The organism is Haladaptatus caseinilyticus, assembly GCF_026248685.1.
Taxonomy (GTDB): Archaea; Halobacteriota; Halobacteria; order Halobacteriales; family Haladaptataceae; genus Haladaptatus; species Haladaptatus caseinilyticus.
The window spans coordinates 1,108,947-1,124,749 of the sequence record NZ_CP111036.1 but is presented as its reverse complement, the minus strand read 5'-3'; the positions used below and the strand labels follow the sequence as shown (position 1 = coordinate 1,124,749).

The 15,803-nt window shown below is 58.5% G+C and carries 15 protein-coding genes; 9 read left to right on the top strand and 6 right to left on the bottom strand.

Annotated elements, in window-relative coordinates; translation table 11 throughout:
* Positions 1-48 precede the first annotated feature (48 nt).
* Both OOF89_RS06265 and OOF89_RS06260 read right to left on the bottom strand, forming a co-directional pair.
* Entirely contained in the window at positions 49-1,041 is a 993-nt protein-coding gene (locus tag OOF89_RS06265; protein WP_266079344.1) for an ArsA family ATPase, read from the bottom strand.
* A 1-nt stretch (position 1,042) separates the two neighbouring features.
* A complete protein-coding gene (locus tag OOF89_RS06260; RefSeq protein ID WP_266079342.1) occupies positions 1,043-1,339 on the bottom strand; it encodes a hypothetical protein in 297 nt (98 codons plus the stop codon).
* 128 nt (positions 1,340-1,467) lie between these two features.
* On the opposite strand from OOF89_RS06260, the gene OOF89_RS06255 reads away from it, so the two are divergent.
* From OOF89_RS06255 to OOF89_RS06230, 6 genes are all read left to right on the top strand, one after another.
* Entirely contained in the window at positions 1,468-2,739 is a 1,272-nt protein-coding gene (locus OOF89_RS06255; protein ID WP_266079340.1) for a GTP-binding protein, read from the top strand.
* An 80-nt stretch (positions 2,740-2,819) separates the two neighbouring features.
* On the top strand, positions 2,820-3,497 hold the full coding sequence (gene upp / locus OOF89_RS06250; RefSeq protein WP_266079338.1) for a uracil phosphoribosyltransferase: 678 nt from the start codon (positions 2,820-2,822) through the stop codon (positions 3,495-3,497).
* Positions 3,498-3,592: 95 nt separating this feature from the next.
* Complete coding sequence (locus tag OOF89_RS06245; protein WP_266079337.1) at positions 3,593-4,462, top strand: polysaccharide deacetylase family protein; 870 nt, start codon at positions 3,593-3,595, stop codon at positions 4,460-4,462.
* A 103-nt stretch (positions 4,463-4,565) separates the two neighbouring features.
* Complete coding sequence (locus OOF89_RS06240) at positions 4,566-4,847, top strand: GYD domain-containing protein (protein ID WP_266079335.1); 282 nt, start codon at positions 4,566-4,568, stop codon at positions 4,845-4,847.
* A 68-nt stretch (positions 4,848-4,915) separates the two neighbouring features.
* Entirely contained in the window at positions 4,916-5,311 is a 396-nt protein-coding gene (gene hisI, locus OOF89_RS06235) for a phosphoribosyl-AMP cyclohydrolase (RefSeq protein ID WP_266079333.1), read from the top strand.
* Position 5,312: 1 nt separating this feature from the next.
* Positions 5,313-6,425, top strand: a complete 1,113-nt coding sequence (locus tag OOF89_RS06230; RefSeq protein WP_266079331.1) for a DUF7118 family protein — start codon at positions 5,313-5,315, stop codon at positions 6,423-6,425.
* A 34-nt stretch (positions 6,426-6,459) separates the two neighbouring features.
* On the opposite strand, the gene glmM is transcribed toward OOF89_RS06230, so the two are convergent.
* Positions 6,460-7,824 (bottom strand): phosphoglucosamine mutase, encoded by a 1,365-nt coding sequence (glmM, locus tag OOF89_RS06225; RefSeq protein WP_266079329.1) that lies wholly within the window; start codon positions 7,822-7,824, stop codon positions 6,460-6,462.
* A gap of 47 nt (positions 7,825-7,871) precedes the next feature.
* Positions 7,872-9,095, bottom strand: coding sequence for an MFS transporter (locus tag OOF89_RS06220; RefSeq protein ID WP_266079327.1), 1,224 nt, complete (start codon positions 9,093-9,095; stop codon positions 7,872-7,874).
* Between the two features lie 109 nt (positions 9,096-9,204).
* Between OOF89_RS06220 and OOF89_RS06215 the strand changes: the two genes are divergently transcribed.
* Positions 9,205-10,077 (top strand): DUF7351 domain-containing protein, encoded by an 873-nt coding sequence (locus OOF89_RS06215; RefSeq protein ID WP_266079325.1) that lies wholly within the window; start codon positions 9,205-9,207, stop codon positions 10,075-10,077.
* 44 nt (positions 10,078-10,121) lie between these two features.
* Positions 10,122-10,907, top strand: a complete 786-nt coding sequence (locus OOF89_RS06210) for an HVO_0234 family beta-propeller protein (protein ID WP_266079323.1) — start codon at positions 10,122-10,124, stop codon at positions 10,905-10,907.
* Here the strand turns inward: OOF89_RS06210 and OOF89_RS06205 are convergent.
* Positions 10,886-11,368 carry a helix-turn-helix domain-containing protein gene (locus OOF89_RS06205; RefSeq protein WP_266079321.1) on the bottom strand — a complete coding sequence of 161 codons (483 nt, stop codon included), beginning with the start codon at positions 11,366-11,368 and terminating at the stop codon, positions 10,886-10,888. The two genes, OOF89_RS06210 and OOF89_RS06205, sit on opposite strands and share 22 nt — an antisense overlap.
* Positions 11,369-11,536: 168 nt before the next feature.
* On the opposite strand from OOF89_RS06205, the gene prs reads away from it, so the two are divergent.
* Complete coding sequence (gene prs / locus OOF89_RS06200) at positions 11,537-12,385, top strand: ribose-phosphate diphosphokinase (protein WP_266079319.1); 849 nt, start codon at positions 11,537-11,539, stop codon at positions 12,383-12,385.
* A gap of 134 nt (positions 12,386-12,519) precedes the next feature.
* Here prs and ileS read toward each other — a convergent pair whose 3' ends face one another.
* Positions 12,520-15,735: an isoleucine--tRNA ligase gene (ileS, locus tag OOF89_RS06195; RefSeq protein WP_266079317.1), complete on the bottom strand. Its 3,216-nt coding sequence runs from the start codon at positions 15,733-15,735 to the stop codon at positions 12,520-12,522.
* Positions 15,736-15,803 lie beyond the last annotated feature (68 nt).

Here is a 15,803-nt window from a genome sequence, read left to right as displayed (position 1 = left end):
TGTTCTTACCAGTATGACGGGTTTGTATTGCTCCTTTCCGTGACAATGTCAGCTTTCACTAGACGGCTGGCTAGCAGATTTCGGTGTCGGTTCGACGGCAACATCTAACTCGTCTGCCACTTCATCTAGAAGCGAGCCTTTTACTTCTTCGACCCGTGATTCGATGACCGCAACGACCGATTCGTCGAACGATTCGCGGATGTGTTCGATACGTTCCCGTTCGGTCCGGCAGCGATCACGGAGGTATCTCGCGCCCCTCCCCGATTCGTTTTCGTCCGGTTCCGGCGTGACCTTGTTGATGACGAGTCCGGAGACGCCGAGGTCGTACTCGGTCAACTCCTCTACTGCACGTCCCGTCTCACGAATCGAGAGTTCGTCCGGATTGAGCACGAGGAAGTAAGCCGACTCGGTACGAAGCACCTCTCCGGCGAACTCGAACATCTCCTTTCGTTCCTGAAGTCGAGCGATGATGGGGTCGCCTTCGGCCATCCGTCGTGGTTCACGCCCGCCGATGGCGGCCTTCTCGAACAGGTCGATGCTCCGCTTTCGTTTGTGGAGGAGTCGCTCTATCCACCCTTCGAGGAACTCCGGTAGCGAAAGCAGTCGAAGCGTTCCACCTGTCGGGGAAGTATCGAATACAACGCGATCATACTCCTCCGCGTTTTGCATCACATCGACGAATCGGTCGAACAACGCCGATTCGTGTGCGCCGGGCGTTTGATGTGCCATCTCGACTTGGCGGTCGATGGCGTTGACCATTCCTGGGCTCACTTGGTCGCCCATCGCTCGCTTTATCTCCATCAGATGATTTTCGACCTCCTGTTCGGGATCGATTTCCATCGCCCACAGGTCGTCGTGGCCTTCGACTGGTGCGGGTTCGTCACCGAACTGCTGGTCGAAGACGTCCGAGGTGCTGTGTGCCGGGTCAGTCGAAACGACGAGCGTCTTCAGTCCCGCCTTCGCGCTTTTCAGCCCGTACGCGCTGGATACCGTGGTTTTACCGACGCCGCCCTTACCGCCGAAGAAAACGAACTTTTTCATGTTAGAAATGGTACTGCTGCCCCTTCCGTTCGATGAGCGACCCACGGTCCCACATCCGTCGTTCCCACGCCTCGAACTCGTCGGTCAGGTAGGGAAGCAGTTCGGCGGTGTAGTACGAAATCGGACTCGGGACGCCGAACACGTCGGGAAAACACGCGAGCATGAATTCGTCTTCGATGTCCTCGGCTTCTTTTTCTATCAGTTCGTACGCTGGGTGAGAAACCAGTCCGTGATAGAGCCCACGAAGCCACTCCGAGACGTGCCGACGGTACGTCTCTATCCTGTCGGCTAGTGACATACTACCACAGTGTCGTCCTCGCTATTTAAGCAACCGGGTCGAATTCCTGCTACGGGTTTCGGATCCATCTCCCGCCGCTAGCCTGCGGGTAGGCTTAAGATGCTCCGGTTCGTGCGACGGGATAGCAAATGAGTCAGGGTCGAATCCCGGTTACGATTTTGAGCGGCAATCTCGGTGCAGGCAAGACGACGACGCTCAATCACCTCCTGCGAGAAAGCGGCGATAGGGACATCGCGGTGCTCGTCAACGACATGGGGACGATAAACATCGATGCCGAACTGATAGAGGATGGAACCGAGCTGACAGCCGAAAACGGCGTTGCTGAACTCTCAAATGGCTGTATCTGCTGTGAATTACAGGACGACCTCCGGACCGAGGTCAGCCGACTCGCTCGCGAGTGGGAGTTCGACACCCTCGTCGTCGAATCCTCGGGAATCAGCGAACCGGCCCCAGTCGCTCGACTGTTCACGACCGAATCGCGCGCCGCTGCACGGTACGAAGTGGATACGACCGTTACCCTCGTTAGCGCGCGCCAGTTCCGCGACTTCTTCGATGGCGACTCGCCGGTCGAGCGAACCGAGACGGAGGATGGAGAAACGCGACCCCTCTCCGACCTCATTATCGAGCAGATCGAGTTCTGTGACGTGCTCGTCCTCAACAAATGCGACCTCGTGACCGACGAGGAACTGGACGAAATCGAGGCGACTCTCCGCGCGCTTCAACCCCGAGCCGAACTGATTCGAACCGAACACGGTCGGGTTTCGCCGGATGCGGTTCTTCAGCGAGGAGTGTTCGATAGAGATGCAGTCGGTGATTCGGCTGGCTGGAAACGAGCGATGGTCCACGCTGGTGAACATCCAAACGATGGGAGTGGTCGTGACCACGACCACTCCCACGAAGAAGAAAACCACACCCACGCCGAACATAACGACGATCTCCACGTCCATCGCCATCCCGAGGAGACCTACGGCGTCTCGTCGGTCGCATACCGTCGCCGCCGACCGTTCCATCCCGAACGTCTCGCCGACTTCCTTCGATCACTCCCTGACGGCATCGTTCGGGCGAAAGGAACCTTCTGGCTCGCCGGGCAAGAATGGGTGATGGAATACGGGCAGGCCGGGTCGTCCGCCCGCGTCGAAACGGCGGGTAAGTGGATTGCGAGTCTTCCCGAAATCGACCAGAAACTCTACCGCGACAACCGATCTAACCTCCAATGGGACGACGAATGGGGGGACCGCGAGACGAAACTCGTCTTCATCGGAACGGACGTGAACGAGGACGCCATCATCGCCGAATTGGACGACTGTTTGCTAACCGACGTGGAGATGGGTGCGGACTGGACGACGTTCGAAAATCCGTTTCCACAGTCCGAGAACGGGCTACTGACGCTTGGCGTATGAGTCGAGAGTCCCGTGTCAGAGTTTCCCGATGCTTCGCTCGTATCGTTAGCTTATAGCCCCTCGCCGCGCACGAATCGCATATGACTATCGAGCAGCGAGGTGACGCCCACCTCATCACGCACGCGATGGCGAAGGACACGCTCTCGAAGATTCGGGACGAGAACACGGAACAGGTCGGCTTCCGTAAGGGACTCGTCAAACTCGGTCGTATCTGTGGCTACGAAATCATCGACGGTGCGATGGACACGGAGTACGTTTCCATCAACACGCCGCTTACCGAGACAACCGGCGAGCGCGTCAAAGGACTGGACGACGTGGTCATCATCAACGTTCTCCGTGCCGCCACGCCATTCGTCGAAGGACTGCTGAAGGCGTTCCCACGCGCGAAACAGGGCGTTATCAGTGCTGGCCGGAACGAGGACGCCGGAATGAACGAAGACGGCGAGTTCCCCATCACCATCGACTACGTGAAACTCCCCGAAATCACGGAGAAAGACACGGTCATCGTGGCCGACCCGATGCTCGCTACGGGGAGCACGATGTGCGCCGTCCTCGAAGAGGTCCTCAACGAACAACCGAACCCGGAAAACTTCTTCGTCCTCTCCGCGGTCAGCGCACCGGACGGCCTGCTCAACGTCCACGAGAAGTTCCCCGAGGCGGACCTCCTGACGGTAAGCATCGACGACCGACTCAACGACGACGGCTTTATCGTCCCCGGATTGGGAGACGCTGGCGACCGCGCGTTCCGCACGCAGTAATTCGAACGATTCGATCTTCTCCTCGCTAATCCAACGGACAGCGACGACACACGAATGGGATAGAGGTATTTCGTTTTCGGTCGTCTCCATTTGCGATGTCCCCAACGACTGTCTGTTTGACCTATGATTTCGACGCGGTATCCGTCTGGATACACACGTTCGGTGCGTCCGACGCACCGACGCAACTGTCACGGGGAGTTTACGGCGCATGGGTCGGAGCGCCTCGCATCCTTGACCTCCACGATACACACGATATTCCCGCGACGTGGTTCGTTCCCGGTCACACGATAGAGAGTTTTCCGGACCGTGTCGAGGAGGTTTCCGACCGCGGTTACGACGTGCAGTGTCACGGTTGGCGACACGTCAACCCGAGTACGTTCGACAGCAAGGAAGCGGAGAAGTCGGAGTACGAGCGCGCGATTTCGAACATCGAGGATGTAACGGGACGCAAACCCACTGGATTTCGCTCACCGGCATGGGAATTTTCCGAACACACCCTCGAAATCCTCGAAGAATTGGGGTTCGAATGGGATTCCAGCCAGATGGGTAACGATTTCGAACCGTACCATCTCCGCAAGAATTGGAGCGCACCCGACGACGCCGCGTTCAAACTCGGCGATCCGACTGACATCATCGAAGTCCCGATTTCGTGGAAGCGGGCGGATTTTCCGGCGTTGATGTTCGTCTGGGAGCAGTCGATACTGTGGGGATTCGCGGATGAACGGTCGGTGTTCGACCTTTGGCGAGCGCAGTTCGATTGGATGGAAGAGAACGTGGACGACGGGATCTTCACGCTCGCTATGCATCCACAGGTCATCGGGCAACCGCCGCGAACGAGGCGGTTGGAGGAGTTGATTCGTCATATGCGAACCCAACCCGGCGTCGAGTTTGCAGACCTCAGCACGGTCGTGAGCGAAATTCAGGACGGTGACAGAGCAGTTTTCGAGGTGATGGGTCGCAAGTGAGCGTTCTCCTGGCCGGTTCGAACCGGCATCTTCGCGGATAGCGCCCCGTCTTTTGAGAGACTGGTGAAAACACCTTTTCCGACGGCATACGTCAATCTATAACATGGCAAAATACGTTGCGCTCGTCGATATTCGCGAGCAAATCCAGAACGCACAGGAGTTGGCGTCGGTATGGGGCAACGTTCGTGCCGAGTTCGAAGAGTTCGGCGTCACGCTGGACGGCAGTTATGCAGTACTCGGCGAGTACGATTACATCCTCATCTTCGATGCGCCGGATCGGGACACTGCATTCAGAGCGGGAATCGCGGTCGAAAGTCACGGGATGGATATGCAGACGATGGAAATCATCCCGATAGACGATTTCGCTCAACTGGTCGAAGATTGACCACGTTCTCGGATCTCGTTCCACCACGAGCGAAAAAGCCTATTCCCCATCGACACCTTCGCCCAACCATGACCGAGGAAGTCGCGCTCGCGTTCGACGACACCGATCTACTCCCCGCAATCACCCAAGACGCCGATTCCGGCGACGTACTCATGCTCGCCTACGTATCGCCCGAAGCGGTCAAGCAAACCCTCGAAACCGGTCTCGCACACTACTACTCCCGAAGTCGTGACGAACTCTGGCAGAAAGGTGGTACGAGCGGCCACGTACAACACGTCGAAGACGTTCGAGTCGATTGCGACGGCGATGCATTCCTCTACCGAGTCGAGCAGGAAGGCGGTGCTTGTCACACCGGGTACGAGTCCTGTTTCTATCGCGAACTGGACGCCCTGAACGAGGACGACACCGCCGAAGCCGAAGTCGTCGGCGAAAAAGTGTTCGACCCCGACGAAATCTACGAGTGAGATGTCTGACCCACTTGCCGACCTCCAAAACACGGACGAACTCTGTCGGGAAGCGGAGGCAGCGGTCGCGGAGCACGGAAAGCCGCACATCGAGGCAGTTGCCGACGCCCACGACCGCGCGACGCGACTGCTCAATCGATACGAGGGCAAAGCCACCGGAACCGGGGATTTCAAATCGTTCGTGGAGTTTCAAGGCCAGTTCGCCGATTTGGTCGAGAGCCTCCCCGATGACGTGCCCGCCCGCGAGTCGTTCGAGCGAGCGGAAGACGTCACCGACAAACGCAGGTTGAGCGAATCGGATTTCGACCGCATACGAACGATACTCCAACCCGCTCGGGAAACCGCCTCCCTTCTCGAAGAACGTCGGGAAGCCACCGAGCGATACCGCGATGCCCGTCACGCTGTCGCCACCAGAATCACCGAACTGGAGGAGCGAATCGACGATTTGGATCGGTTGCAGGAGCTAGGCGATGCCGATTTGGACGCTCCGACGGATGAACTGCGGGAGCCGATCGAAACCGCGGACGAGGCCATCTCATCCGCATTCCGTGCGTTCAAACACGATTCGACCGCCCGCGAACTCGTTCGATTTCTCACCGCAACTGAACAGTATCCACTCATCGAGTTCGACGCTCCGCCGGACGAACTCAGAACCTATCTGCTCGAGAACGATGTGGGTGAAAAATCGGTTCCGAAACTACTCGAACTGGCTCGCTACTCTCGATCGAAACTCGGCCACTACGTCGACAACCCCGTCGAACTGAAACGCGCCGTCGCCACGAACGAAACGTATCTCGACCGCCTCGACGCCGAACCGTTGCTCATCGGCTGGCCGCCAGCGCCCGCTAACGAACTTCGCTGGTGGTGTGAAGAGGCAATTCGCATCGCGGATCGGTTCGCCCCTCCGGAGGCGGTCGCTCGACTTCGTGACGTTCAGCAACTCACGTACGACGACCGGTTTGATGCCTTACGAACGGCAGCGCAGGCACGGGCAGAACTAACGGACGAGGAGCACGACCGACTCGCTCGTGGTGCTGTCGAGGACGAACTTCAGCAAGCACGTGAGCGAAAAGCCGAACTTTCGGACGCCCTTTCTTCGTATCCGGAACGCTGAATTCGAACGTATCGTTCCCGTTTCGATTTCGGAATCAGACGCTCGCCTTCGCGATTCGAAGGGCAGCCTCCATCTCCTCTGCGAGTTCCTCGGCACGATGACGTTCGCGCGCCTCGGCGTAGATGCGAACCATCGGTTCGGTTCCACTCGGCCGCGCGAGCACCCACGCATCGCCGAAGTCGAGTCGATAGCCGTCGCGAGTGTTCAGCTCCGCATCCGATTCTTTTGCTCTCTCCTCCGCGGCGGAGAGGAGGGCGTCGTGCTCCGCGTCCGTCGTGTACGAGATGTTCGTTCGAACGTTCTGATACCCGTTGTACGGTTCGACGACTTCACTGGCACTCCGTTCGGTGAGTAGTTCGAGGAATTTCGCGGCGGTATATGCCCCATCGCGGGTCAGACGATAGTTCGGGAAGAAAATACCGCCATTGCCCTCGCCAGCGACGGGGACCGCCACGTTCTGGTCACGCAGCTCTCGGATTCGGGTGATAATGTTCGTACTGCCGATCGGCGTCAGTTCGAGTGTCGAACCTGTTTCGTGGGCAACGTCCACGAGTCGCTGGGAGACGTTGACGGCGGAGACGACGGCATCACCTGGCTCGAGTTGTGCGGCGGAGAGGGCGGCCAGCGTCGCGTCACCCTCGATGTACTTGCCGGTTTCGTCGTAGAAGATGGCGCGGTCCGCGTCCCCATCATGTGCGATTCCAACGTCCGCATCTGTCGATTCGACCAATCGGCCGAGGTCGCGGAGGTTTTTCGGAACCGGTTCCGGATTGCGTCCGGGGAAATGTCCGTCCGGCTGGCTGTTCGCCGTCACGACTTCACAGCCAAGCTCTCGGAAAAACTGTGGCGAGGTGAGCGACCCTGCGCCGTGTCCGGGGTCGAGGGCGACGGTGAGGTTTGCATCGGCGATTTTCTCCCTGTCGATGTTGTCGAGCAGCTGTGAAACGTACCAGTCGCGAGCGTCGTCGATTCGATGGCTGTGTCCCGTTTCGCTCCATCGAACTTCCTCGAACGCCTCAGTCAAGAACTTTCCCTCGATGCGTTCCAAACTCCCGACGGCGAGCTCGATACCATCGTCGCCGATGAGTTTTACGCCGTTGTATTCCGGTGGGTTGTGGCTCGCCGTTATCATCAACGCCGGGATACCCTCGCGCTCCGCGTACGCCTGCGCACCGGGTGTCGGAACGATACCGAGTCGATCTACGTCCGCTCCGATGCTTGCCAATCCGCTGGCTGCGGCGTCGGCGAGCATGTCGCCAGTAGCTCGCGTATCTCTGGCGAGAGCGACTCGGTCGGAGCGCCACACCGTCCCCGCCGCCTTCGCAATCTTGAGCACGAACTCGGGGGTCAACTCGTCGTTCGCGACCCCTCGCGTCCCACTCGACCCGAACACCTTCATGTTCGGTGGTGGGGAGTCTGTCTTGAAAGAGATTCCGAATACTGGTGCTACTCCGCCTCAGCGGGGTGTCCCATGGGTGATTTGACGGGAGATTCCCATACAAGAACGGCGAACGACCCGACTAGCAGAACTCCACCAGCAATAGCGAGAGCCGTCAGCGGCGACGCCACATCCGAAATCACGCCACTACCGAGTTGGAACGGGATGACCGCGATCGAGCTCACCATGGCGAGCGCGGAGAGCACAGTTGCTCGTCCGAGGGTGTCGATCCTGTCGTTGACGTACTGCGAGGCCAGCGAACGCGTCGTTTCCGAGATTCCACGGGCGAAGAGGAACGCTGGAATCGCAAGCATCGGCAGTGCCCTGAGGGCGACAAGCCCGATACCAACGACGAACGGAATAACGAGAAACCACTGGCGGAGTCCCACGCGGTCCCGAATCGTGCCGGTGTGATAGCTCAGTCCCGCCGAAAAGAGACTGACTGCGGCATAAAACCAGCCGAGAAGCGGTTCGACTTCGCCTGTCGGTACCCCAACCTGCGGAAGGACGGTCTCGAGCACCGGTTGGACGTACATGAAGACGAGATACGAAACCGCAGAAAAAAGGACGAAGTAGTAGACGACGAACGCGCGAAGCCGTGGATGCGAGAGTGTTTCACTGATGACGCTAACTGCCTCTCGCAAACCGAGTTCGTCGGCGTCGCTCTTCTCGTAACTCGTGGGTTCCTCCAAACTCAACAAAACGGGTACGCCGAGGCCGGATACTCCCGCCGCCATCAGAAACGGATAGGCGAGGTCGATGTTTCCGAGATAGCCACCGACGACGCTTCCGACGACGCCGACCAGCAGGGCGACCGACTGCCCCCGCCCTCGAACGGAGGCGAACTGGTCCGCGGACAGTTCATCGGTGAGTGTATCGTAGAGCCATGCATCGTCGCTTCCCGACCGAAAATTGTACCCCATCGACCAGCAGGCGTACAGCACCGCGAGCTCGAGGAAGGTCTCCGCGAATCCGATTCCGACGAGCGTCAGCGTAATGACTGTCGTTCCAAACAGCAGACTGTTTCTGCGTCCAACTCTGTCGCCGACGTACCCCGTCGGAATTTCGCCGAGAACGGTCGTGACGTTGTAAATCCCTTCGAGAATCGCAATCGCAGTGAAATCCAATCCGAGTGAAAGGAAGTAGAGATACATTATCGGCCGATAAAACTCGACCGCCTTGGTCGATTTGTAGGCGTAGTAGAGTGCGATATTTCGACTCAAGCTCCGCATACGAATTTGGAGGAACTGACGTATTGAAGCCGTTCTGCGCACGCGATTGCACATGGAAATCTGACATCTTTTCGGGAGTGATATACTCCTCCACGTACGAACATCCCGTATGGGAGATCCCCGTCCTGACCCGGCAGACGCGCTCGCCGCCATCGGAAACGAACGACGGGTTTCGATGATTTACGAACTCCAACAGGCGTTCCGGAACGGTGAGTATTCTCTTTCATACGCGGAACTCAAGCAGCGTGTCGGCCTCCGCGATAGCGGGAATTTCAACTATCATCTTCAACGTCTCGTCGGACAGTACGTTCGGAAAACGACCGCTGGGTACGAACTCACCTATGCAGGCCGAAAAGTCGCGAGCGCGCTGACGGCCGGAATATTCACCGAACAGGCGGATGGGACGACTCTTCCTGCACCGGGGACGTGCTACAACTGCCACGAGGAATCCATCATCGCTCGATACGAACATGAGCGAATTCGTATCACCTGTGATGACTGCGGCGAAGAAATCCTTCATAACCCGTTTCCACCCGCTCCAACCACGCGTCGAGACGACCTCCTTTCGACGTTCGACGTGTGGACTCGTCGTTGGAATGCCCTCGCATCCGCCGGGACGTGTCCGGAATGTGGCTCCCGAATGGAGGGGCAAATAACCGAATCGGAGCCGACGCTCAGCATCGGTGACGTGCCATACCGACTCCGAGTGTCGTGTCGAGAGTGTTGGGCGATGTCGAACCTCCCCCTCGGTTGTCTGGTTCGCGAGCATCCACGAGTCGTCGGCTTTCACGCCGCTCACGGCGTCGATATCGACGCCCGTCCGTTGTGGGATATCGACTGGGCACTCCACCACGAGTACCTCTCACTCGTCGGAACCGATCCGCTTTCATTCCGGCTGCGAATCCCGTTGGACGACGAAGAACTTCGATTGACGTTCGACGACGAGGGGACCGTCGTTTCGACCGAATTCCGGGGTCGGTAGCCCGAACCCGAACGTTTTCCACAGTTCGCATCCCTCACTTGGATATGACGAGTATCGACGAAAAACGCGTCTACAGCGACCAGTCGGGGACGACGACTGCCTACGTCGCCACGGAACTAGGTGTCGCCCGCGTCGAGATTTCCGGTGACATCGTCGGTGAGTTCTCGATCGCTCACCGCTGTGTCGCTCGTGACGTTGCGGTAACTGGCGATTCGCTCGCAGTCGCCACCGACGAGGGCGTTATCGACGGCGACTTTTCGCCGCTCGGTTTCGGACCCGCAGTCGCGGTCGATTTCGATGGAGACGACCTCCTCGCGGCAAGCGAGGACGGCATCCTTGCACGGTACGATAGCGGCTGGAACGAACTGGCTTCGCTCCCCGAAGTACGAGCTATCGACGGTAATTTGGTGGCGACTATCGACGGTGTCTATCGGATCGTGGACGATGGTGTCCGCCACGTCGGCTTGAACGACGTCCGGGACGTCTCCGCGAAGGGCGTTCCACTTGCGGCTACCGCCGACGGCCTCTACTGGCTCGGTAATGGTTGGATGGATGCGATGGAGGGCAGCTTTCACGTCGTAAACACCACCGATGAAGACGCCTATGCCGCGGCCGATGACACGTTGTTCGTTCGAGACAACGATGAGTGGGTGGAAATCACGCTTCCGGTCGATGAACCCGTCGCCGACATCGGATTCGGCGAGGGTGTGTACGTCGTGACTGAACCGGGGACGTTTCTCTCGTCCATCGGCGACGGATGGCGGAGTCGAAATCTCGGTCTCTCAGGAATTCGAGCAGTTGCCGTGCACTACTCGGCAACGAGTTCGTAGAGTCCACGATGTCTCTTCCGGACGAGTTCGAGTCGCGTGAGGTCACGGAGACGAGTTTTGACACATTCCTGTGTGACGTCGAGCTCCTGAGCGAGGTAGGCCGGTATCGCCCGTCCTTCGGCGAGTAGGTTGAGGATTCCTCGCTCGGTCGGTGTGAAATCGTCGTCTTCGAACGGAACGTCAACGAGGAGCGTTTCCGTCGTTCGATATTTCGAGCTGTCGTCGGTTCTATCGAGTCGAAGCTCGTACAGACCACGGTAGGGCTTTCCGACGATTTCGTACTCTCGCAACCTATCAAGCGTTCCCCTGGCCGTGTCCGCCCCAACCGCCATCTCGCTGGCCACGTACGCGGGAGTACATCGACCTTCGGCGAGTAGATTGAGAATACCTGTCTCAGCTGGTGTAAGATCGGATTCGTCTACCGACGACACGTCCATACTGAGCCGAGTTACCGATACCATTGACCAGCACTACTATTTAATAACATAAATAATATATTAATATTTTTGAACAGGAAATATAGGTCCCGACACCCGATCGCACTCAGTCGATTACGTTTGTCAAAGACGTTCACAGTCCCACACCGCCGAGTGAAAACGCGTTTAACCTGGGATGTCCAGTTTTTTCGTATGATACTCAGTGGGTCTGCCTCGCAATCCTTGGCGGCCACACTCGCTGCCGAACTAGACGAACCGCTCGCGTCCGTGGAGTATCAGTCGTTCCCGGACGACGAACTGCTCGCAAGTGCGCCTGGCTTCGACGGCACTCGTGCTATCGTCGTTGCTTCGACGGTTTCGAGTGATGCCCACATCGAACTGCTCCAACTGCAGGACGCCGCCCGTGAATGGGGTGCCGAGGAAGTCATCACTGTGCTCCCATATATGGGATACGCCCGACAGGACAAGACGTTCGAACGTGGTCAGCCGATTTCCTCTCGCGCGGTTGCTCGTGCCATCAGTACCGGAACCGACCGGGTACTGACGGTCAATCCGCACGAAACTGCCGTCTGTGACTTCTTCGACGTTCCTGCGGAACCGGTAAATGCCGCCGGGTGCCTCGCTGACCCGCTGCCAGACGACTTGGCTGATCCGGTGTTTCTCTCACCCGACGCGGGTGCACTCGACATCGCCGACACTGTCAGAAATGCGTACGGTCGTGGTGTCACGGATTACTTCGAGAAGAAGAGACTCTCCGGAACGGAGGTCGAAATGACGCCAAGCGATACCGACGTGACTGGCAAGGATATCGTCATCACCGACGACATCATTGCGACCGGTTCGACCATGAGCGGGGCGGTTTCTCTCCTCCAGAAACGGGATATCGGTCGTGTGTTCGTCACTTGTGTCCACCCCATGCTCGCGCTAAACGCTCGAACGAAACTCGCAAACGCGGGTGTCGTGGCTGTGTACGGCACGGATACCATCGAACGTGCTGTAAGTCAGGTATCGGTTGCGCCCGCTATCGCCGACGCGTTGTAAAATTACCTTTTGTTGCACTCGCTCACTGTCGCTGGTAGTATCTTGAGCAAAAAACTATCGTCACCGTTTCTGGCTTAGTCACTTCGGTCGTCGTCAAAGGTTCTCTGCCCGCTCGCGATGTTCGCGCCTGGATTCTATAGCTCCACTTCCGCGAGTGGCACGATTGCAATCGTCATCGTAACACCTTCGACATCCCACTCTTTGCGGTGGCCGTCATCGACTTCACCGACGCTTTCGGCGCGAACTTCCTCTTTCACGAGCTCCATATGTTCCTCGACGAAGTCGGCAACTCGATCATCGTGAACATCGAGTTCGAGACGGATTTCTTCCTCGATGTCGAGGTCCATCTCCTTGCGCATCTCCTGTACACGGCGGATGACTTCGCGTGCGTAGCCCTCGCTTTCGATGTCCTCCGTGAGTGTCGTATCGACGTAGACGACGCCGAGTTCGTTGCCGTCCACGCTGAAGGACGTGCCGCTTACGTCGTCCGGCGTCTGCGTGACGAACTCGACCATTTCGTCGTCCAGTTCGATCTCTTCATTGAGCGTTTCCGCAACAGCATCTTCGAGTTCCGCGAGGCTTGCATCGCTGACTCGTGCCTCGTTGAGCGCGTTCATCACGCGCCCTGCATCGTCGCCGAAGGTTGGACCGAGGACGCTCATATCCGCCTCGGCGCTGTAGGCCAGTTCGCCCCAACCTTCATCGGGCATCACGAGTTCGACATCACGAGCGTTCAGGCGATCAGCAAGCAGGTCGGCGTGCTTTTCGACCGCGCGGACGACGGAGTCGTCCCGCGCGTCCACGACGATTCGTGAGACTGGCCAGCGGAGCTTTCGTTCAGCCTGCTGGCGGGCGTTCGCTCCTGCTTCTTCGACGGCACGAAGGACTGACACGTCGGCTTCCATTTCCTCGTCGTGCCAGAATTCATCGACCTCGGGCCAGTCGAGCATATGCACACTCGCTTCGCCCTCGTCGCCCGTGAGGTTCTGATAGATCTTCTCGCTGATGAAGGGGGCAAACGGCGAGAGCAGGGCCACGACTGTCTTCAGAATGTGGTGGAACGTCGCGTAGGCGGCCTGCTTGCTCGCGCTGTCCTCTTCTTCCCACATTCGCTCGCGAACGACTTGGATGTAGAACCGTGACACGTCTTCCACGACGAAGTCGAGCAGTGCGCGAAGTGCGCGGTCCTGGCGGTACTCCTCCCACTGCTCGGTCATCTCCGCCGTCACGGTCTGTAGACGCGAGAGCACCCATTCGTCCACGAGTTCGGTTTCGGCATCTTTGACACCGACCTCGTTCGGATCGAAGTCGTCCAACCGCATGTAGGGCAATGGGAACCGGAACACGTTCCAAAGGATGTTCAGGCTTCGCTGCATGTTCTGCATCTCATCCCACGAGAAGCGCATGTCCTCACCTTGCGGATTTTGCGAGAGGAGGAACAGACGCATCGGATCCGCCCCATGACGCTCGATTGCCTCCTCGGGAGCGACGATGTTTCCGATAGATTTCGACATCTTACGCCCGTCTTCGGCGAGCGCCCAGCCGTGCATCAGCACGTCATCGTATGGCACGTCGCCGAGTGCGGCGGTTCCCATGCCGAGTTGTGACCAGAACCAACCGCGGGTCTGGTCGTGGGCCTCCATGATGAGGTCGGCGGGCCACAGTTCCTCGAAGTCCTCTTCATCGCTCGGATAGTCGAGCGTACCCCACGACGCGACTGAGGAGTCCAGCCACACGTCGAACACGTCCGGGACGCGGGTGTAGGTCGTCCCGTCTTTCGTGATCGTCAGGTCGTCCACCGTCGGCCGGTGAAGATCGACTTCTTCCGGGTCTACGTCTTGGTCAACCGCTTCAGCGAGCTCCTCACGGGTGCCAACAACGACCACGTCGTCCATGTTTCCGTCCCAACCGTCCGCGGACTCGTCCGCGCTTGGCGTCCAGATCGGGATCGGAACGCCCCAGTAGCGCTGCCGCGAGACGTTCCAGTCCGGCGAGTTCTCCACGAAGTTGTAGAACCGTTCGTCACGGGCTTCCTGAGGATGCCACTCGCTATCCTCGATGTTGTCGAGGAGTTCGTCCTTGATGTCCGTGACCGTGATGAACCACTGGTCGGTGACGATTTGGAGGATACCAGTGTCACACCGCCAACAGTGGCCATAGCTGTGGTTGACGGTGCCCGAGGCGAGCAGATGACCGTTCGAATCGAGGTCGGCCATGATGTCCTCGTCGGCATCCTTCACGAACTGCCCTTCGTACTTACCGCCCGCTTTCTCGTACACGCCGTCACCGCCGACGGGACAGAACACGTCGAGTCCGAGTTCCGTCCCGCGATTGAAGTCCTCCTCACCGTGTCCGGGTGCGGAGTGGACGAGTCCGGTACCGTCCCCATCGACTTTCACGTAGTCGGCTTCGTACACCTGCAGCGTTCCATCGCCGCTCGGGTGGTTCGGCACTTCGTCGTCGAGTGGATGCTCGTATTTCCAACCGAGGAGTTCCTCGCCGGTCAGTTCGGAAACGACATCGTAGTCGTCGTAGCGGCCTTTCTTCAGGACTTCTTCGACCTTCGGTTTGCCGACATAGAGCGTTTCCGTCTCGCCGTCCGTGGTTGCTCGGACCTCGGCGTAGGTGCCTTCCGCATCGACGGCGACGAAGGTGTTCGCCGGAACCGTCCACGGCGTCGTCGTCCAGACGACGAGACTCCCTTCGCGGTCGCGGAGCGGGAACTTCACGTAGATAGATGGATCATCAACGTCCTCGTATTCGACTTCGTTGTTGGCGATGGCGGTTTCACAACGCGGACATTGGCTGATGGAGCGCTTGCCCTGCTCGACGAGACCTCGTTCGTGAGCGCGTTGGAAGCCCCACCATGCGGCTTCCATATACTCGGGACTTACCGTTTTGTAGGGGTTGTCCCAGTCCATCCAGACGCCGAAAGATTTGAAGTCGTTTTGAAGACCCTCGAGTTGGTCGTCGGCGAACTCCTTGCACTCCTCGATGAAGTTCTCCATCCCGAACTCCTCGATGTCCTTCTTGTTCTCGAAGCCCATTCGCTCCTCGACTTTCGTCTCGATGGGCAGCCCGTGCATGTCGTACCCCGGTCGGTCGGTCACATCGTACCCTTGCATACGCAGGTAGCGGATGTAGGCGTCCTTCAGCGACTTGTTCCACGTCGTTCCCATGTGGGCCGCGCCGGAGGTGTAGGGTGGGCCATCGACGAAGAAGAATCGCTCCGCGCCCTCCCGGTTTGCCTTCGTTTTCTCGTAGGCGTTTACCTCGTCCCAGTAGTCGAACACCCGGTCTTCGACCGACTCGGGTTCGTACTGGTCGTTTACTTCCGCGAATCTACTCATGTGCGATGTGAGTGCCCCCGACAATAAAGTGGGTTCGGTTATGCAGTTGGCCTGTACACCGTGGCGTA